Below are 19,623 nucleotides of genomic sequence, written 5' to 3' on the forward strand. Positions count from 1 at the left end.
GCTCTACGATGCGCGCGAGCCCTTGCCGACCGACGCGTTTGGATTTCCGGTTGTAGCGGTCGCCACGGCGCACCGGGCGAGCGACGGCTTCCTCGAAGGTACAGACATCGCGGTGGCTGTGGGCATGATCGGCGACCTGCTGGCACGTGTGGTGCCGCTGTTCTCTCGCGTTCCCGTCGCACCACATGAGCGAAGTGCCATCGCGATCGCATGTGACGCGGCAATCGCACCGATGCACGCGCCCTAGCCTAGCCGGCCCGCCACTCAGCGTCGAGACATTGGCGGTCGCCCGGTGCCACCCGCCGAAGCCCTCGTCGCACAGCGCACAGACGAACGGCACCCGAAGGTGCCGCTCGCCTGGCAGCAGTCAAACGCATGTGCGGTGTGTTCGGCTGACGATGGACACGCCGCGCGGCCTGGGTCAGATTGGCACTAGCAGGTCCGCGGCAAGGCTCTGGCGAAGCGCCGATGGTCATGACACGTGCGCCGTTGCCATTGACCGCAGATGCCCAACTGCTTTCGCGGCCACGGCCGGAAATTTCTTGGCGTTCACATCCCAGAACGAAGGGTGCGTCATGAGCAGGATTCTGGGTCCTCCGGGCACTTGAAACGTCTCGCGATCGGCCCGATAGACATCTTGCAGCGACGCCAGGCTGCGCCAATAAACCGCCAGTTCGGGGAATAGGACCCGCCCGAAAGTGGTGAGTGCGGGTGTACCCATAAGCACGATGAACTCAGGTCGGCGCTCTTCGATGAACCGCCTGTGCCAGGCGGCGCAATCGGCAATGTAGGTCGGATATCTGCGCCAGACCGCGTGATTGTTCAAGCAGTTTTCTTTGCGCCAAGTGCACAGCACCGCATTCGTGAGAAAGCAGTCGTCCAGTGAAACGCCAGCCACACCCAAAATCTTTGCCAAGTTGGAGACCGTCTTGTTGCTCCGCGGTTCTCCCGTCTTCGCCAGCGTCTGCTGATAACTCAGTTCGCCAAAATCAGTCCCGAAGAACAGGATGCGATTGCGCGCGTCCGGATGGTCATGGAAGAAGCCCCCAGTACCCGGAAAAAAACCCGGCACTGACAGGTGCGGCAGGAACGTGGTTGAGAAGAACTCGTTCTCATCGCACTGCGGGAGAGGGGCCAGGGTCTTGGAGTCGAGCATGGTGCTGCACGAAGATTGGAGGGTTAAAGGGCATCACTGGTGAGAGCCGGCAGCTTCCACTCACCGCCGCCAGAATGCCCACCAGGGTGCGCGGCGTCCGGCAGGCGCATGCAGTTCCGCCCCCAACGTACTAAGTGCGCCACTGCGCCTGCGCAATTCGCGCTCCAGCACATGCGCCCGCCCGTTCGCGTCATGCTCGCCATGCAACGCACGTCTGCGCAATTCGGCAGCTTGAGCGGCAAGCTCGTCGTCGGTGAGTTCTTCGGGCGGCTGAATCATGTCTACGCCCTGGCCGTCTTACTTCGGATCGGCATCATGGTCTGGGCGGGTGCTGGTTGCCTTTTGCCTTTGCTTCCGCAGCCTGGCGATGAATGAAGGCCCTTGCCTCCTCTGCGTTCATCCCCTGCTTCTTGAGCTGGAGGAGGATGCTCGCGAACCACGTGAGCGTCTCGTCGTTCATCGACCTGAGGCCTTTGGGTGTCGCGTGCTGGTTCCTGGTGTTAATCATGGCTGAGCCGGAGCGTTGCGCTTCGTGTAATCAAATCGTGCCATGGGCAGGCAAGAACTGCCAACCTAACCTGCGCGCACGCTGTCGTAGTGTGGCCTCGATACCATCCGGCGCGGCCACGTTCAGGGACTGGGTCACGACCGCACAATACGATACATCAATCACCAACGTCGGTTCTTCAAGCCCCCGAAAGGAGAAACTCCCTTGGCAAACACGGATTCCACGCGCTTAGCTGTTCTGATCGATGCAGACAATGCGTCCTCTTCGGTCGTCCAGGAATTGCTTGAGGAGGTTGCGAAGTACGGCACGGCCACAGTGAAGCGCGCATACGGAGATTGGACAACCACCAACCTGACTGGTTGGAAGGCGCATCTGCATCGCCATGCGATCCAACCGATCCAACAGTTCGCGTACACGCAAGGCAAAAACTCGACTGACTCCGCCTTCATCATTGATGCGATGGACCTGCTGTACGCAGGCAATGTAGACGGTTTCTGCATCGTCTCGAGCGACAGCGACTTCACCCGCCTCGCGACTCGCATGCGCGAGGCTGGAAAGGTGGTTTACGGCCTCGGTGAGCGCAAGACCCCGGAGCCCTTCATCGCCGCTTGCGACAAGTTCGTCTTTTTTGAGGTGTTGAAGAAGTCGCCAGAATCGGCTGTGACGCAACCTGTGCTCGATGTTCCGGATCTCAAGGAACTGTTGCTGCACGCGGTCCGCGAGACGCTTCGGGAGAATGGGTGGACCCGCCTAGCCACTGTTGGGTCATACCTCGGCAAGAACCACACGTCGTTCGATTCGCGAAATTACGGTTTCAAGAGACTCAGCGAACTCGTCCGAAAGCAACCCTACCTTGAGGTGGCAGACGCGCCGGATGCGACCGGATTTGTGCACGTCGAAGTCCGCCCAAAATAACTAGCGGAGGTACAGAATCGGTTGGCGCTGCCCACGCGCTTGGCAACAAGTCCTCCAATTTGAGGAGGATGCCGGCATGCTCGAAGAGCGTGCAGCCTTCGGAATCGAAGCCGGCGGTCGGCCTGACGGCACGCCGCAAAACAAACGACCTCCCGGCTACATGGTGGCTACATGGAGCCAAAACCAAAAAAGCCTGCTACCAAATTGATAGCAGGCTTTCTAGATCCCATGCGGGCTTATTCTGGTGGCCTGGGGCGGAATCGAACCACCGACACGCGGATTTTCAATCCGCTGCTCTACCAACTGAGCTACCGGGCCTTGGTGTGCAGCCCACGATTATACAGCGCTTCTGCGCCCTCTCGAAAGGTCGACGCCAAGTTGCTTGAGTTTTCGATACAGGTGGGTGCGCTCGAGGCCGGTCTTCTCGGCCACACGCGTCATCGAGCCGTTCTCCATCGCCAGATGGAATTCGAAGTACGCCTTCTCGAAGCCGTCGCGCGCATCGCGCAGCGGGCGGTCGAGATCGAAGCTCTGGGTCGACTGGGGACCCAGCTCGGCTGCCGGCAGCGCCGGCGCTGCCGGCACCAGGGCGCTGTCGCCGACCGTGGTCACCACGGCGGCGAAGCTGCTCGCGGGCGGCACCACACTGGCAGCCGCACGGCGGGCGCTCTCGCGCGCCAGCCCCTGCTCGACCGCCTTCAGCAGCTTCTGCAAGGTGATCGGCTTCTCGAGGAAGGCAAAGGCGCCGATGCGCGTGGCATCGACCGCGGTATCGATCGTCGCATGGCCGCTCATCATGACCACCGGCATGCTCAGCAGGCCGGCCGCCGACCACTCCTTGAGCAGCGTCACGCCGTCGGTATCGGGCATCCAGATGTCGAGCAGGACCAGGTCGGGTCGGGCCCGCTGTCGCGCGGCACGCGCCTCGGCCGCGTTCTCGGCGAGTTCCACGTTGTGGCCTTCGTCATTGAGAATTTCGAAGAGCAGGTCCCGGATGCCCAGCTCGTCGTCGACCACGAGGATGTTTGCCATGTGTGCTTGAGTTGTGCGCGTTGTAGTTAGAGTGATCGGTCCGTTTGCCGGTCCACACTGCCGCGCGCGGCAAGCGCTCAGGTGATGGATGACTTCGAATCTTCGTTGTAAGCGGCCGCTACCTGCGGCTGCGCTGCAATCGCGAATGATAACGAGACTTGCGCCCCAGCCACAGCCCCCTCGACCAGGCGGTTCGAAAGTTCGATCCGGGCCCCATGCTCGTCGGCGATCTTTTTGACCACCGCCAAGCCCAGTCCGGTGCCCTTGGCCTTGGTCGTGACGTAGGGCTCGAAGGCCCGCTTGAGGATGTGCTCGGCAAAGCCGGGGCCGCTGTCCTGCACCGTAAGGCGCACCCGCTGGCCGGATTCGCCGAGGCGGGTGCGGATCACGACCTCGGCCGGCTGCCCGGTCCGCCCGGCATTCGCCTCCGCCGCATCCTGGGCGTTTTGCAACAGGTTGTGAATGACCTGGCGGATCTGCTGCTCGTCGGCACGAATCGGCGGACAACGCTCGTCGAGCTCGGGCCGCAAGGCCACGCGCGCGTTCTCGGCCGGATAGAGATGCAGCACATCCAGGACCAGATCATTCAGGTCGACCGGTCGGAGATCGGCCGCAGGCAGGCGCGCATAGTCCCGGAATTCGTTCACCAGCCGCTTCATCGCATCGACCTGGTCGACGATGGTCTTGACCGACTTGGTCAGGATCGCCTGTTCGGGCTGGGCGACCTTGCCTGATAGCTTCATCTCGAGCCGCTCGGCCGAGAGCTGGATCGGCGTCAGCGGATTCTTGATCTCGTGGGCCAGCCGGCGCGCCACCTCGCCCCAGGCCTGCGCGCGCTGGGCCGAGACGATCTCGGAGATGTCGTCGAACACCAGCAGCCGCTCAGCGCCCGGCAGTGCGGCGCCGCGGGCCACGATGTTGATCGTGTCCTGGTCCATGGCGTCGCCGCCTGCATGCAGCTCGAAGGCGTGCTGCCAGTGATCGAGGCCATGCTGGAGGCGTTCGACCTCGAAGTCGTCGAATTGCTGCTGGACGTTCTGCGCGAATTCCGTCAGGCCAGGCACGTCGGACAGCTGCTGGCCTTCGAAGGCCGCCAGCGGCGCCCGCAACACCCGCGTCGCGCCGGGGTTGGTCGAACGGATCAAGCCCTGGGCGTCGAGCACGATGACGCCCGAGGTGAGGTTGTCCAGGATGGTCTGCAAGTTCGAGCGGGCGGCGTCGAGCTCGCCCATGGTTTTCTCGACCGCGCCGCGCGCATCGGCAAGCTGCTGCGTCATCATGGCGAAGGAGCGGGTCAGGCCACCGAGCTCGTCGCGGCCCTGCAGCACCGCCGTGGGCCGCAGGTCGCCGCCGGCCACCTGCCGCACGCCGTCGGCCAGCACCAGCAGCGGCCGGGCCAGCTGGGTGCCGAACAGCACGGCCAGCAGCACGGCGCCGAACACCGCCAGGAACAGGGTCAGCGTCAGCGTGCCGATGTACATGCGGCGCAGGCCCTCGCGCGCCAACGCCCGCTCTTGATATTCGCGGTTGGCCTCCTGCACCGCCAGCGCGTTGCTCACCACGGCCGGCGGCAGCGGCTGGGTGATCTGCAGGAAGCGCGGTTCGGTGTTGAACTCGAAGCCCTGGCTCTGCACCAGCGCCAGCGCCCGGACGCTGGCAACCGGCGCCGGCGTGCCCGGCGCCGAGCTCTCGTCGAGGCCTTCGATGTGCGCGACCGCGCGGTCGGCCCGCACCTGCCGCAACTGCTGCGGGGTCGGCCGCTCGGGGCTGAGCTGGAATCGCGACGCCCCCGCGCTGGCCACCAGCTGGCCACTGCCGGTCCAGAGGATGACGTCGGTGGCGCCCAACTCGTCGCGGATCCGCTCGAGCACCAGCCCGGCGCGCGTGTCGGGCACGTTGGCCAGCTGCGCGCTGGCGGTGCGCGCCTTGCTCGCGAGGTCGTCGGCCAACGAATCCAGCGTGGCGCGGCCGAGGTTCAGGCCGGCGTCGAGGGCGCCCTCGACCTTGACGTCGAACCAGCTCTCGATCGCGCGGGCGACGAACTGGTAGGAGACCACGTACACCAGCAAGCCCGGCACCACGCCGACCAGCGCGAAGATCATCGCCAGGTTGATCAGCAGCCGGCTGCCGAACTTGCCCTGCCGCAGCCGCCGCAGCAGACGGAACGCGACCCAGCCGATGACGATCACCAGCACGGTCGCCACCACCACGTTGATGCCGAACAGGCGGCTGTAGTTGCGCTCGTACAGGGCGCGGTTGTTGGTGGCCTGTGCCAGCAGGAACATCAGCACCAGGCCGATGGCCGTGACCAGCGCGGCCACCACCCCGATGGCCCAGCGGATGGCGCGCGAGCGCCGCGCCGCCGGCGACGCCCGAGGGGTCGCCCGCAGGTTGGTGCTCACTTCGATTTCTCCAGCGGAAGCCGGACGCTCTTTTCGACCGAGATGTTCCAGTCGGTCTGGCCGACCGCGCCGATCTGGAAGGGCCGGGGCAGCAGCGAGGTGTCGAGCCGGAAGCGGAAGCTCACGGGATGGGAGGCGTCGTCACCGATCTCGGCCAGGTCGCCGAGCCGCAGCCGGCCGACGCGGCTGATGGCCTCGAGGGCATCGGCGAGGCTGTCGAAGTTCTGGTTCAGCGAGACGCCGAAGCCGGAGTTGGTGATGGGCACGGGGGATACGTTGAGACGCCATCGGCGGGTCAGGGGCTGGTAGGCCAGCCGCATGTAGCGCGCCGCCTGTGCCATTTTGAGATCGGTCCAGTACCAACGTTCCCGGTACAGCTCGGCCTCGGCCACGAAATAGATCGCGATGCCCTTTTCGAGCACCTCCTCGACCACCGGCGGAAGCTCGAACTGGACCTGGGCCGTGAGGTAGACGCCATCGTCCGCCTGCTCAAGCCGCAAATGGGAGATCGAGGGGCCGCGCAAGTCCGCCCGGGCGGAACCGGGCAACCATGCCGATAGCACCCAGACCAGCATCAGGAACGCGGCCAGTCGAGCCGGCCAACGCCTTTCAGCGTGGCAGCTTCTCGAGCAGCGCGTAGAAGAAACCGTCGTGATCACCCAAGGCATTGTCCGGGACGCCGCGCGCATTCACCCCGCTTTGGGGTAGCAAATGGCCCGGCGAGGGCAGCAAACGGGCATCGGTGTTGTGTCCAAGGAACGCCTCGATCTGGTGCACGCCTTCCTCGAAAAACACCGAACAGGTGCAAAAGAGGAGGCGGCCGCCCGTCCGGACCAGCGGCCACAGGCCTGCTAACAGCACGGCCTGCTGCACCGCCAGCTGCTCGATGTCGCTTTCGCGGCGCAGCCAGCGGACGTCGGGATGGCGCCGGACGATGCCCGAAGCGGTGCATGGGGCGTCGAGCAGGATGGCGTCGAAGGGTTGGCCGTCCCACCAGGCCGAGGGCCGCGAGGCGTCGGCGACGACGACTTTGGCGCTCAAACCGAGCCTGGACAGGGTCTCGTCGATGCGCCGGCTGCGGGCCGCATCGACCTCTAGCGCGGTGACTTCGATCGCCGCGCTGCCGGCCGCCTCGAGCAGATGCGCCGTCTTGCCGCCCGGCGCCGCGCACGCGTCCAGCACCCGCAGCGGCGCGCCGCCGCGCCGGTCGAGGCCGGACAGCAGCAAGGGAGCGGCGATTTGCGCGGCCGCATCCTGCACCGAGCATTCGCCCTCCGCAAAGCCGGGGATCTGGGACACCGGCCGGGCGCGCGCCAGCTGCAAGCCGCTGGCGCCGACAGGCACCGCCGGCAGGTCCACGACGGCCAGGCCCTGGCGGAACGCCGCGACGCTGGTCTTGCGCAGGTTGACGCGCAGGGTCATCGGCGCCTGGGTGTTGTCGGCAGCCAGCACGCGCTGCCATTCGCGCGGATGCTGGCGCTTGAGCCGCTCGATCCACCAGCGCGGATGGTTCCACTGTGCGACCGGYTCRYGSTCGGTGRYSGCCACSAGYTCGTCGCGCTCGCGCAGGAAGCGSCGCAGGCAGGCRTTGATGAARCTSGCCTGSGCSCGSGTGSCSGGRTTGCGCTTKGCSGCCTCGACSGCCTGGTCGACCAGCGTGAARGGCTCGTAGGGCGAACGCTCGGCGTCCCAGGCCAGCGCCAGCGCGGTGCAGAGCAAGGCGTCGGCGGCCGGCGGCGGGGTCCTCTTGGCCAGCTGGCGGCGCAGCGCCTCGGCGCGGCCAAGCCAGCGCAGCACCTGGAAGCCGAGCGCCTGCACGCCGGGCCGGAGCGCCGGCTCGACGGCCTCGAAGGCGACCGAGCCCGACTGGCCGCTGCGAATCGACGCGAGCGCCGCGGCGGTGCACTGCAGCTGGCGCCACAGGGGCGGCGAAGCATTCGGCGAAACGGAAGGGGTGTCTGGAAGATCTGGCAACTTGGGTCGATGGTAAGGGCGCTGGAATTGGGAGGGGCGGCGATTGCCGCGTGCGCCTCAGCGCAACAGGGCCGCCGGACGGAGCTGCATGATCCACGCCACCAGCAGCGCGGGAAACTGGCCGATCGCCGCGTTGTACTTCAGCACCGCCTGGTTGAACTGGTTGCGGGCGATTTCCGCCGCCGCAGACGGCTCGGGCCAGGCCAGCGGCGCGCCCTCCGCCGCCGGCTCGTCGGTGCCGTTGAGGGGCGCCGGCCGCGACAGGGTGCCGTCGGCATCGAAGGAGACCACAGCCTCCGGGTGCAGGTGCAGCCAGGCCGCCAGCAGCACGTGCAGCGCGGTGCCGAGGGCGGCGATGCCGGCCGGATCGAGCGGCCGCAGCCGGGTCGCGGCCAGCAGCGTCGCCAGCTGGCCGGCGGCAGCCGGCAGCGAAACGCCGGACGGCGGCTCGGCGGACGCCGTTGCGGCCGCATCGGACTCGGCCGCCCGCGCCAGTACGAACTCGAGCTGGCGCACCAGCGCGGCGTCGAGCGTCGCATAGGCCTGCAGGGCGGCCGAACGCAGCCGCACCAGCCGGTTGTAGGCGCCGACGAACCAGAACAACGCCAGCGCGCCGCCGATCCAGAACGGAAGGGAGTCGGGCAAGCCATTCATGTCGCCGGCCTGAATGAAAAAGCCCCCGATCCGCGGGCGGAAAGGGGGCTTGGTGTTCCGGTCATGGCCGGAGATGCTAACCAGTTATTCGCTCGCCGCACCTTCGCTGGCATCGACCGTGGTCGTGGCTTCGTCGGCGACGCTGCCGGCACCGGCCAGCTCGGCCGCTTCCGACTCGGCGATCGCGCGGCGCTCGGCCTCGTCCATCGCGTCCTTGACCTTGCGTGCCTGGTGGTACGCCATGCCGGTGCCCGCGGGGATCAGGCGACCGACGATGACGTTTTCCTTCAGGCCGCGCAGCTCGTCGCGCTTGCCCATGATCGCGGCTTCGGTCAGCACGCGCGTCGTTTCCTGGAACGAAGCGGCGCTGATGAAGCTGTCGGTCGAGAGCGATGCCTTCGTGATACCCAGCAGCAGGTTGGTGAACGTCGCGGGGATCTTGCCAGCGGCGCGCAGGGCGTCGTTGGTGTTGAGCATCTCGCTGCGCTCGACCTGCTCGCCGGCGATGTAGTTGGTGTCGCCGACGTTCTCGACCACGACCCGGCGCAGCATCTGGCGAACGATCACCTCGATGTGCTTGTCGTTGATCTTCACGCCTTGCAAGCGGTACACGTCCTGCACTTCGTCCACGATGTAGCGCGCCAGCTCTTCCGAACCCAGCAGGCGCAGGATGTCCTGCGGGTCCGCCGGGCCGTCGACCACGCTTTCGCCCTTGTTCACCACCTGGCCTTCGTGCACCAGAATGTTCTTTTCCTTCGGCACCAGGTCTTCCCAGACCGTGCCTTCGGGGTCGGTGATCTGCAGGCGGATCTTGCCCTTGGTCTCCTTGCCGAACGACACGGTACCGGTCATCTCGGCCAGCATGCCCTTGTCCTTCGGCGAACGGGCCTCGAACAGTTCGGCCACGCGCGGCAGACCGCCGGTGATGTCGCGGGTCTTCTGGCCTTCGACCGGAATCCGCGCCAGCACTTCGCCGGGGCCCACGTCCTGGCCGTCGCGCACCTGCACCAGTGCACCGATCGGGAAGCCGATCGTCACCGAGTGGTCGGTGCCGGGGATCTTCACCTCGGCGCCCGAGGCGTCGATCAGCTTCACTTGCGGACGCACGACCTTGGCCGCGCCGCGGCGCTTCGGATCGATCACGACCAGCGTCGACAGGCCGGTGACTTCGTCCACCTGCTTGGCGACCGTGAGGCCTTCCTCAACGTTCTCGAACTTCGTCTTGCCGGCGAATTCCGTGATGATCGGGCGGGTCAGCGGATCCCAGTTGGCCAGCACGTGGCCGGCCTTGATCTGCTGGTCGGCCTTGACGGCCAGCACGGCGCCGTACGGCACCTTGTGGCGCTCGCGCTCGCGGCCATGCTCGTCATGGATGACGATCTCGCCAGAACGCGCGATCACGACCAACTCGCTCTTGCTGTTGGTCACGTAGCGCATCGTGGCGTTGAAGCCGATCACGCCGTTCGACTTGGCTTCGACGCTCGAGGCGACCGCCGCACGCGTCGACGCCTTCAGCCTCGAGCGCCTCGATCACGTCCTCGTCGAGCATGTCGCCGGCGTTGGCCAGCACCGCACGGGATTCCGGATGCAGCACGTCCTCGGCCGCGGTACGGCCCAGGATGCGGTCGCGCAGCGACTCGATGACTTCGCCGCCTTCGACGATCGCGCGCATCACGGCACCTTCGTGGGTACCGCAATCCTGCTCGATCACGACCAGATCCTGCGTCACGTCGACCAGGCGGCGCGTCAGGTAGCCGGAGTTCGCGGTCTTCAGGGCCGTGTCGGCCAGACCCTTACGGGCACCGTGGGTGGAGATGAAGTACTCCAGCACGTTCAGGCCTTCGCGGAAGTTCGCCGTGATGGGCGTCTCGATGATCGAGCCGTCGGGCTTGGCCATCAGGCCCCGCATGCCGGCGACCTGGCGGATCTGCGCTGCGGAACCGCGAGCACCCGAGTCGGCCATCATGTAGATCGAGTTGAAGGACTCCTGCTCGACTTCCTTGCCGTGGCGGTCGGTGACGGTCTGCTTCGACAGCTTGGCCATCATGACCTTCGACACTTCGTCGCCGGCCTTGCCCCAGATGTCGACCACCTTGTTGTAGCGCTCGCCGGAGGTCACGAGACCGGAGACGTACTGCTGCTCGATCTCCTTCACTTCCTTGGCGGAGCGGTCGATGATGCCGTGCTTCTCGGCCGGCACCAGCATGTCGTCGATCGCGATCGAGATACCGGCCTTGGTCGCCAGGCGGAAGCCGTTCTGCAACAGCTTGTCGGCGAAGACGACGGTTTCCTTCAGGCCGCACTTGCGGAACGAGACGTTGATGAGCTTGGAGATCTCCTTCTTCTTCAGCGCCTTGTTGATGTTCGAGAACGGCAGGCCCTTCGKCAGGATCTCGGACAGCAGCGCACGGCCCACGGTCGTGTCCACCAGCGAAATCGACGGCACGAACTCGCCCGTTTCCTTGTCCTTGGTGTACTCGGTGATGCGGACCGCGACCTTGGCGGTGAGCTCGACCACGTTGGCGTCGAGCGCGCGCTGGACTTCGCCGATGTCGGAGAAGACCAGGCCTTCGCCCTTGGCGTTGATGCGGTCGCGGGTCGTGTAGTACAGACCCAGCACCACGTCCTGCGACGGCACGATCGACGGTTCGCCCGAAGCCGGGAACAGCACGTTGTTGGAGGCCAGCATCAGCGTGCGGGCTTCCATCTGCGCTTCCACCGACAGCGGCACGTGGACAGCCATCTGGTCGCCGTCGAAGTCGGCGTTGAAGGCCGCGCAAACCAGCGGATGCAACTGGATCGCCTTGCCTTCGATCAGGATCGGCTCGAAGGCCTGGATGCCCAGTCGGTGCAAGGTCGGTGCGCGGTTCAGCATCACCGGGTGTTCCTTGATCACTTCTTCAAGGATGTCCCAGACCACCGGCGTGCCCGATTCCACTTCCTTCTTGGCCGCCTTGATGGTGGTCGCGATGCCCATGGCTTCGAGGCGCGAGAAGATGAAGGGCTTGAACAGCTCGAGCGCCATCAGCTTCGGCAGGCCGCACTGGTGCAGCTTGAGCGTCGGGCCGACCACGATGACCGAACGGCCCGAGTAGTCGACGCGCTTGCCCAGCAGATTCTGGCGGAAGCGGCCGCTCTTGCCCTTGATCATGTCGGCCAGCGACTTCAGCGCGCGCTTGTTGGCGCCCGTCATTGCCTTGCCGCGACGGCCGTTGTCCAGCAGCGAGTCGACCGCCTCTTGCAGCATCCGCTTTTCGTTGCGTGCGATGATTTCCGGCGCCTTGAGCTCCAGCAGGCGGCGCAGGCGCGAGTTGCGGTTGATGACGCGGCGATACAGGTCGTTCAGGTCCGACGTGGCGAAGCGGCCGCCGTCCAGCGGCACCAGCGGACGCAGGTCCGGCGGCAGCACGGGCAGCACTTCGAGCACCATCCAGTTGGGCTTGATGCCCGACTTGCGGAAGGCCTCGAGCACCTTGAGGCGCTTGGAGTTCTTCTTGACCTTGACTTCGGAGCCGGTCAGGTCGCCGCGCAGCTTCTCAATCTCGCTGTCGATCTCGATGCCTTCGAGCAGGTCCTTGATGCCTTCGGCGCCCATCTTGGCGACGAATTCATCGCCGTATTCCTTGCGCTTCGCGTCGTAGTCGTCCTCGGACATGATGCCGAACTTCTTCAGCGGGGTCATGCCGGGGTCGGTGATCACGTAGGCTTCGAAGTACAGCACGCGCTCGATGTCGCGCAGCGTCATGTCGAGCACCAGGCCCAGGCGCGACGGCAGCGACTTCAGGAACCAGATGTGGGCGCAGGGCGCGGCCAGGTCGATGTGGCCCATGCGCTCGCGGCGCACCTTGGTCTGCGTGACTTCAACGCCGCACTTCTCGCAGATCACGCCGCGGTGCTTGAGGCGCTTGTACTTGCCGCACAGGCACTCGTAGTCCTTGATCGGGCCGAAGATCTTGGCGCAGAAGAGACCATCGCGCTCGGGCTTGAACGTGCGGTAGTTGATGGTCTCGGGCTTCTTCACTTCGCCGAAGGACCACGAACGGATCTTCTCGGGCGATGCCATGCCGATGCGGATGGCATCGAAATGCTCGTCCGGCGTGAATTGCTTGAACAGGTCGAGTAATGACTTCATGTGACTCTTTCCTTGTTTGCTTATGAGCGTTCGAGTTCAATGTCCAAGCCAAGGGAACGAATTTCCTTGACCAGCACATTGAACGATTCGGGCATGCCGGCTTCGATCGAGTGTTCGCCCTTGACGATGCTCTCGTAGACCTTGGTACGGCCCACCACGTCGTCGGACTTCACCGTGAGCATTTCCTGCAGCACGTAGGCGGCGCCGTAGGCTTCGAGCGCCCACACTTCCATTTCACCGAAACGCTGGCCACCGAACTGGGCCTTGCCGCCCAGCGGTTGCTGCGTGACCAGCGAGTACGGGCCGGTCGAGCGGGCGTGCATCTTGTCGTCCACTAAGTGGTGCAGCTTCAAGAAGTGCATGTAGCCGACGGTGACCGGACGCTCGAACTGATCGCCGGTGCGGCCGTCGTACAGGTAGGCCTGGGTGCGGGTATCGGTCAGGCCCTTGAGCTTGGCGATGTCGTCCGGATAGGCGAGCTTCAGCATGCCGCGGATTTCTTCTTCCGAGGCGCCGTCGAACACCGGGGTCGCGAAGGTCACGCCGCTCGACAGGTTGGCCGCCATCTCGAGCACGTCGGAGTCGCTCAGCTTGCTGAGGTCTTCCTTGCGGCCCGAGCCGTTGTACATCTCGTCCATGAACTTGCGCAGCTCGGCCACCTGGGCTTCGGCTTGCAGCATGTCGCCGATGCGCTGGCCGATGCCCTTGCCGGCCCAGCCCAGGTGCACTTCGAGCACCTGGCCGACGTTCATGCGCGAGGGCACGCCCAGCGGATTCAGGCAGATGTCGCACGGCGTGCCGTCGGCCATGTGCGGCATATCCTCGACCGGAACGATCTTCGACACCACACCCTTGTTGCCGTGGCGGCCGGCCATCTTGTCGCCGGGCTGCAGGCGGCGCTTGACGGCCAGGTAGACCTTGACCATCTTGAGCACGCCCGCGGGCAGCTCGTCGCCCTGCGTGAGCTTCTTGCGCTTTTCTTCGAACGCGAGGTCGAAGCTGTGGCGCGTCTGCTCGAGCGAGTTCTTGATCGACTCGAGCTGGGTCGCCACTTCGTCTTCCGCCGGGCGGATGTCGAACCAGTGGAACTTCTCGATCGAGCTCAGGTACGCCTTGTCGAGCTTGGTGCCCTTGGCCAGCTTGTTCGGGCCGCCATTGGCGACACGGCCGGTCAGCAGCTTCTCGATCCGATCGAAGGCGTCGGCCTCGACGATCCGCAGCTGGTCGTTCAGGTCGAGGCGGAAGCGCTTGAGCTCGTCGTCGATGATCTGCTGGGCGCGCTTGTCGCGCGTGATGCCTTCGCGGGTGAACACCTGGACATCGATCACGGTGCCTTGCGAGCCCTGGTCGACGCGCAGYGAGGTGTCCTTCACGTCGGAAGCCTTCTCGCCGAAGATCGCGCGCAGCAGCTTCTCTTCAGGCGTCAGCGTGGTCTCGCCCTTCGGCGTGACCTTGCCCACCAGCGTGTCGCCCGGCTGCACTTCGGCGCCGACGTAGATGATCCCGGATTCGTCCAGGCGGTTGAGCTGCTGCTCGGCCAGGTTCGGGATGTCGCGCGTGATTTCCTCGGCGCCGAGCTTGGTGTCGCGGGCCATCACCACCAGTTCCTCGATGTGGATCGAGGTGTAGCGGTCTTCGGCCACCACGCGTTCGCTGATCAGGATCGAGTCYTCGAAGTTGTAGCCGTTCCAGGGCATGAACGCGATCAGCATGTTCTGGCCGAGCGCGAGCTCGCCCAGGTCGGTCGACGCGCCGTCGGCCACCACGTCGCCCTTGGCGATCTTGTCGCCGCGCTTGACGATCGGACGCTGATGGATGTTCGTGTTCTGGTTCGAACGCTGGTACTTGATCAGGTTGTAGATGTCGACACCGACTTCACCGGCCGTGGCTTCGGCGTCGTTGACGCGAACCACGATGCGGGTCGCATCGACATAGTCGACGATACCGCCGCGGGTGGCCGTGACCACGGTGCCCGAGTCGACCGCCGAGACGCGCTCGATGCCGGTACCGACGAAGGGCTTTTCAGGGCGCAGCACAGGCACGGCCTGGCGCTGCATGTTGGCGCCCATCAGTGCGCGGTTCGCATCGTCGTGCTCCAGGAAGGGCACCAGCGAGGCGGCCACCGACACGATCTGCGCCGGCGACACGTCCATGTACTGCACGCGCTCGGCGCTCACCAGGATCGATTCGCCAGTTTCACGGGCCGACACCAGGTCGCCGGTCAGGCGGCCGTCCTTGTCGAGGGCCGCATTGGCCTGGGCGATGACGTACTTGCCTTCCTCGATGGCCGACAGGTAGTCGATTTCGTTCGTTACCTTTGCGTCGACCACGCGACGGTACGGCGTCTCGATGAAGCCGTATTCGTTCAGGCGGGCGTACAGGGCCAGCGAGTTGATCAGGCCGATGTTCGGGCCTTCGGGCGTTTCGATCGGGCACACGCGGCCGTAATGGGTGACGTGCACGTCACGCACTTCGAAGCCTGCGCGCTCGCGGGTCAGACCGCCCGGGCCGAGGGCCGAGACGCGACGCTTGTGCGTGATCTCGGACAGCGGGTTGGTCTGGTCCATGAACTGCGACAGCTGCGAGGCACCGAAGAATTCCTTCAGCGCGGCCGAGATCGGCTTGCTGTTGATCAGGTCGTGCGGCATCAGCGGCTCTTGCTCCGCTTGACCCAGACGTTCCTTCACAGCCTTCTCGATGCGGGCCAGGCCGGTGCGGTACTGGTTTTCGGCCAGTTCGCCGACGCAACGCACGCGGCGGTTGCCCAGGTGGTCGATGTCATCGACTTCGCCGCGGCCGTTGCGCAGGTCGACCAGGATCTTGACCACGGCCAGGATGTCCTCGTTGGTCAGCACCATTGGGCCGGTCGACTCGTCGCGGCCGACCTTGGCGTTGAACTTCATGCGGCCGACGCGCGACAGGTCGTAGGTGTCCGGGTTGTAGAACAGGCGCTGGAACAGGGCCTGCACCGCGTCTTCCGTCGGCGGTTCGCCGGGGCGCATCATGCGGTAGATGGCCACGCGGGCGGCGAATTCGTCGACCGTTTCGTCGATGCGCAGGGTCTGCGAGATGTACGCGCCCTGGTCGAGTTCGTTGGTGTAGATCGCCTGCACATCCTGCACGCCGGCCGTGCGCAGCTTCTTCAGCAGCGCTTCGGTCAGTTCGTCGTTGGCCTTGGCCAGGATTTCACCGGTGTCGGGATCGACGATGTTGCGGGCGACGACGCGGCCGACCAGGAAGTCTTCCGGCACGCTGATGTGCGTGGTTTCCGACTGCTCGAGTTCGCGCGTGTGGCGCGCAGTGACGCGCTTGTCCTTGGCGACCACGACCTTGCCGGACTTGTCGGTGATGTCGAAGCGGGCGACTTCGCCGCGCAGGCGCTCGGAGACGAACTCCATCTGCGCGCCGCTGTCCATCAGACGGAAGTTGTCGTTGACGAAGAAGTTCGCCAGGATCGATTCCGGGTTCAGGCCGATGGCCTTGAGCAGGATCGTGACCGGCATCTTGCGGCGACGGTCGACGCGGAAGTACAGCATGTCCTTCGGGTCGAACTCGAAGTCGAGCCACGAGCCGCGGTAGGGAATAACGCGGGCCGAGAACAAGAGCTTGCCCGAGCTGTGGGTCTTGCCCTTGTCGTGCTCGAAGAACACGCCGGGCGAACGGTGCAGCTGCGACACGATGACGCGCTCGGTGCCGTTGATGATGAACGAGCCCTTGTCGGTCATGAGCGGCACTTCGCCCATGTAGACCTCTTGCTCCTTCACTTCCTTGACCACCTTCGATTGCGAGGTCGACGACTCGCGGTCATAGATGATCAGCTGGACCTTGGCACGCACGGCCGAGGCGAAGGTGAGGCCACGGGTCTGGCATTCGCGGACGTCGAAGGCGGGTTTCGCGAGGTTGTACTCGAGGAACTTCATCTCGACGAAACCGTTGTGCGAGACGATCGGGAACGCCGCGTCGAATGCAGCCTGGAGGCCTTCCACGGTCCGTTTCTGGGGCGGGATGCCGGCTTGCAGGAACGCGGTATACGCGTCTTTCTGCATTTGCAGCAGGTAGGGAATTTCGACGACGCTGTCGCGATTGCCGAAATTCTTTCGGATGCGCTTGCGTTCGGTGTAACTGTACGTGGACGTTTGGGCCATGAGAGCTCCGGAGCTTGAGATCTTCAGCGACGTGGTGAGGTGCGCGAGCACCACTCTCCTTGGCGGCTGGCCACTACCAGCCCTGGCGGACGGCGATGCGTTGCACATCGCCCGAACCAAGGGGGTCTTCTGCAGTCGGGGTCAGAAGACACTCAAAAAACCGCGCCGCGGCGGGGGCTTTTGGGTGCGCTCTGAAAGCGGCAAAGGCTGGAGGGCCTTTCGGCGCCTCCAGCCCTTCGGTTTAACCGAATTACTTCAGTTCCACCTTGGCGCCAGCTTCTTCCAGCTTCTTCTTGGCGGCTTCGGCGTCAGCCTTCGACAGGCCTTCCTTGACGGCCTTGGGAGCGGCTTCCACCAGGTCCTTGGCTTCCTTGAGGCCCAGGCCGGTGATTTCGCGCACGGCCTTGATCGCCGACACCTTGTTCGCGCCAGCTTCCATCAGCATGACGTTGAACTCGGTTTGCTCTTCGGCCACGGCAGCTGCCGGGGCGCCGCCGGCTGCGGGAGCCGACATCGCTGCGGCGCTCACGCCGAAMTTCTCTTCGATGGCCTTGACCAGGTCGTTGAGTTCCAGGACCGTCATGCTGTCCAGCGCGGTCAGAAATGCGTCTTTATCGAATGCCATTTTCGTTTCCTAACAAATTGGGTTGAATGTTTCAAACRCAAGGCTCAGGCGGCCTGCGCTTCTGCGGCTGCCGGAGCTTCCGCCGGTGCTTCGCCAGCACCACGCTTCTCGGCGAGCGCGGCCAGAACACGGGCCGTGCGCGAGATCGGGGATTGCATCAAGCCCAGCAATTGCGCCAGCAGCACTTCCTTCGAAGGGATGTTGGCCAGTTGCTTCACGCCGTTGACGTCCAGGGCCTTGCCACCGAATGCACCGCCGCGAATCACCAACTTGTCGTTGGTCTTCGCGAAATCGGCCACCACTTTCGCGGCGGCCACGGCGTCTTCGGAGAAGCCATAGATCAGCGGGCCGGTCATCTGGTCGCCGACGATCTCAAACGAGCTACCAGCGACAGCACGGCGTGCCAGCGTGTTCTTCAACACGCTGAGGGTCACGCCCTTGCTGCGTGCTTCGGTACGCAGTTTGGTCATATCGGCCACCGTGATGCCACGGTATTCCGCCATCACGAGCGTTTGAGCTTTTGCGGCGAGGCTGGTCACATCACTGATGACCGCTTCTTTCTCACTGCGATTCAGACTCAAGGTCTACTCCTTTTCAATGCGATCCTGGGCGGGAGCCTCGGATCGCGCTTCATGCAGCGACCAACTGTTTCGGAACAAAAATCAAATTCCTTGCAGTGGGGTCGCCATCTGCGCTGGCTGCCCGACGGAGGTCGGGGGATTAAGTGCAGGCGACCTGCACACCAGCGGTCTTGGATGGCCCGGGGCAACCGAAGCTGCCCCGACCCACCACATCCGCCTCACCGTTCGACGGGCGAGGCAAATCTCATCAACGCTCTCAGCTCGCAGCGATGGTCTGCAGGTCCACGCGGACGCCCACACCCATCGTCGAGGACACGGCCACCTTGCGCAGGTAGAGGCCCTTGCTCGCGGCCGGCTTGGCCTTGACCAGGGCTTCGACGAGCGCTGCCAGGTTGCCCTGCAGCTTGTCGGTGTCGAACGAACGACGGCCGATCGTGCCGTGGATGATGCCGGCCTTGTCGACGCGGAACTGGACCTGGCCAGCCTTGGCGTTTTTGACGGCGGTCGCGACGTCGGGCGTCACGGTGCCGACCTTCGGGTTCGGCATCAGGCCGCGCGGGCCGAGGATTTGGCCCAGCGTACCGACGACGCGCATCGCGTCCGGTGCGGCGATCACGACGTCGAAGGGCATGTCGCCAGCCTTCACCATCGCTGCCAAGTCGTCCATGCCGACGATGTCGGCGCCGGCAGCCTTGGCTTCTTCAGCCTTGGCGCCCTGGGCGAACACGGCCACGCGCTTGGTCTTGCCAGTGCCGTTGGGCAGCACGACGGCGCCACGCACAACCTGGTCCGACTTCTTGGCGTCGATGCCGAGCTGCACCGCGACGTCGATGGATTCATCGAACTTGGCGGTGGCGGCTTCCTTCACGAGACCGATCGCATCGGCCAGCGGATACAGCTTGTTGCTGTCGACCTTGCCTGCGAGGGCTTTTTGCTTTTTGGTGATCTTGGCCATTTACACGCCCTCCACATTCACGCCCATCGAGCGGGCCGAGCCGGCGATGGTGCGAACTGCTGCGTCCAGGTCGGCTGCCGTCAGGTCCTTCATCTTGGCCTTGGCGATTTCCTCGAGCTGTGCGCGGGTGATCTTGCCGACCTTGTCCGTGTGCGGACGTGCGGAACCCTTCTCGAGCTTGATGGCCTTCTTGATCAAGGTGATCGCCGGTGGCGTCTTGATGATGAAGGTGAAGCTCTTGTCGGCGAACGCGGTGATGACCACCGGCAGCGGCAGGCCCGGCTCGACGCCTTGGGTCTGCGCGTTGAACGCCTTGCAGAATTCCATGATGTTCAAACCGCGCTGGCCCAGTGCAGGACCGATGGGCGGTGACGGGTTGGCCTTACCAGCTGGCACTTGCAGCTTGATGAAGCCGACGATTTTTTTCGCCATGCTTTGCTCCTTGCGGGTGATGACGCCTTGGCTTGTTCAGCCGCAGCTCCCCGGGGTTAGACGACTCTGGAACCAAGACCCTGCGCCGAGTCGAAAAAGCGCAGGATCCATC

Annotated in this window: 14 protein-coding genes, 1 tRNA gene and 1 pseudogene; 3 read left to right on the forward strand and 13 right to left on the reverse strand. The window is 64.8% G+C overall.

All coding sequences use genetic code 11. The features are described from left to right. Positions 1–247, forward strand: a 247-nt coding sequence (locus AC1DY5_RS06505; RefSeq protein ID WP_478109848.1) for a hypothetical protein, incomplete at its 5' end; no start/stop codon positions are given. Positions 248–472: 225 nt separating this feature from the next. On the opposite strand, the gene AC1DY5_RS06510 is transcribed toward AC1DY5_RS06505, so the two are convergent. Next, entirely contained in the window at positions 473–1,156 is a 684-nt protein-coding gene (locus tag AC1DY5_RS06510) for a uracil-DNA glycosylase family protein (RefSeq protein WP_478109850.1), read from the reverse strand. Positions 1,157–1,348: 192 nt separating this feature from the next. On the opposite strand from AC1DY5_RS06510, the gene AC1DY5_RS06515 reads away from it, so the two are divergent. Both AC1DY5_RS06515 and AC1DY5_RS06520 read left to right on the forward strand, forming a co-directional pair. After that, a complete protein-coding gene (locus tag AC1DY5_RS06515; RefSeq protein ID WP_478109853.1) occupies positions 1,349–1,531 on the forward strand; it encodes a hypothetical protein in 183 nt (60 codons plus the stop codon). Between the two features lie 337 nt (positions 1,532–1,868). Continuing rightward, on the forward strand, positions 1,869–2,579 hold the full coding sequence (locus tag AC1DY5_RS06520) for an NYN domain-containing protein (protein ID WP_478109855.1): 711 nt from the start codon (positions 1,869–1,871) through the stop codon (positions 2,577–2,579). A 242-nt stretch (positions 2,580–2,821) separates the two neighbouring features. Here the strand turns inward: AC1DY5_RS06520 and AC1DY5_RS06525 are convergent. The 12 genes and pseudogenes from AC1DY5_RS06525 to rplK all read right to left on the reverse strand — a co-directional run bounded on the left by AC1DY5_RS06525 (position 2,822) and on the right by rplK (position 19,511). Continuing rightward, positions 2,822–2,897 (reverse strand) — tRNA-Phe (locus AC1DY5_RS06525). An 18-nt stretch (positions 2,898–2,915) separates the two neighbouring features. Further along, positions 2,916–3,611, reverse strand: a complete 696-nt coding sequence (locus tag AC1DY5_RS06530; RefSeq protein WP_478109857.1) for a response regulator — start codon at positions 3,609–3,611, stop codon at positions 2,916–2,918. Positions 3,612–3,688: 77 nt separating this feature from the next. Continuing rightward, positions 3,689–6,013 carry a sensor histidine kinase gene (locus AC1DY5_RS06535; protein ID WP_478109858.1) on the reverse strand — a complete coding sequence of 775 codons (2,325 nt, stop codon included), beginning with the start codon at positions 6,011–6,013 and terminating at the stop codon, positions 3,689–3,691. Further along, the gene (locus tag AC1DY5_RS06540; protein WP_478109860.1) at positions 6,010–6,588 is read right to left on the reverse strand and encodes a DUF4390 domain-containing protein; all 579 of its coding nucleotides are present in this window, start codon (positions 6,586–6,588) and stop codon (positions 6,010–6,012) included. The genes AC1DY5_RS06535 and AC1DY5_RS06540 overlap by 4 nt, the downstream gene beginning before the upstream one ends. Positions 6,589–6,622: 34 nt before the next feature. Continuing rightward, positions 6,623–7,987 (reverse strand): 16S rRNA (cytosine(967)-C(5))-methyltransferase RsmB, encoded by a 1,365-nt coding sequence (gene rsmB, locus AC1DY5_RS06545; protein WP_478109861.1) that lies wholly within the window; start codon positions 7,985–7,987, stop codon positions 6,623–6,625. A 57-nt stretch (positions 7,988–8,044) separates the two neighbouring features. Next, entirely contained in the window at positions 8,045–8,641 is a 597-nt protein-coding gene (locus AC1DY5_RS06550) for a LemA family protein (protein ID WP_478109863.1), read from the reverse strand. Between the two features lie 84 nt (positions 8,642–8,725). Beyond that, positions 8,726–12,773: pseudogene (gene rpoC / locus AC1DY5_RS06555) on the reverse strand (DNA-directed RNA polymerase subunit beta'). Between the two features lie 20 nt (positions 12,774–12,793). Further along, positions 12,794–16,918 (reverse strand): DNA-directed RNA polymerase subunit beta, encoded by a 4,125-nt coding sequence (gene rpoB / locus AC1DY5_RS06560; RefSeq protein WP_478109864.1) that lies wholly within the window; start codon positions 16,916–16,918, stop codon positions 12,794–12,796. A 250-nt stretch (positions 16,919–17,168) separates the two neighbouring features. Beyond that, the gene (rplL, locus tag AC1DY5_RS06565; RefSeq protein WP_478109866.1) at positions 17,169–17,543 is read right to left on the reverse strand and encodes a 50S ribosomal protein L7/L12; all 375 of its coding nucleotides are present in this window, start codon (positions 17,541–17,543) and stop codon (positions 17,169–17,171) included. A gap of 44 nt (positions 17,544–17,587) precedes the next feature. Further along, on the reverse strand, positions 17,588–18,124 hold the full coding sequence (rplJ, locus tag AC1DY5_RS06570; protein ID WP_478109868.1) for a 50S ribosomal protein L10: 537 nt from the start codon (positions 18,122–18,124) through the stop codon (positions 17,588–17,590). 256 nt (positions 18,125–18,380) lie between these two features. After that, entirely contained in the window at positions 18,381–19,079 is a 699-nt protein-coding gene (gene rplA, locus AC1DY5_RS06575; RefSeq protein ID WP_478109871.1) for a 50S ribosomal protein L1, read from the reverse strand. After that, positions 19,080–19,511, reverse strand: a complete 432-nt coding sequence (gene rplK / locus AC1DY5_RS06580; RefSeq protein ID WP_007831051.1) for a 50S ribosomal protein L11 — start codon at positions 19,509–19,511, stop codon at positions 19,080–19,082. Between the last annotated feature and the right edge of the window lie 112 nt (positions 19,512–19,623).

Source organism: Variovorax sp. P4_D9 (assembly GCF_056401695.1).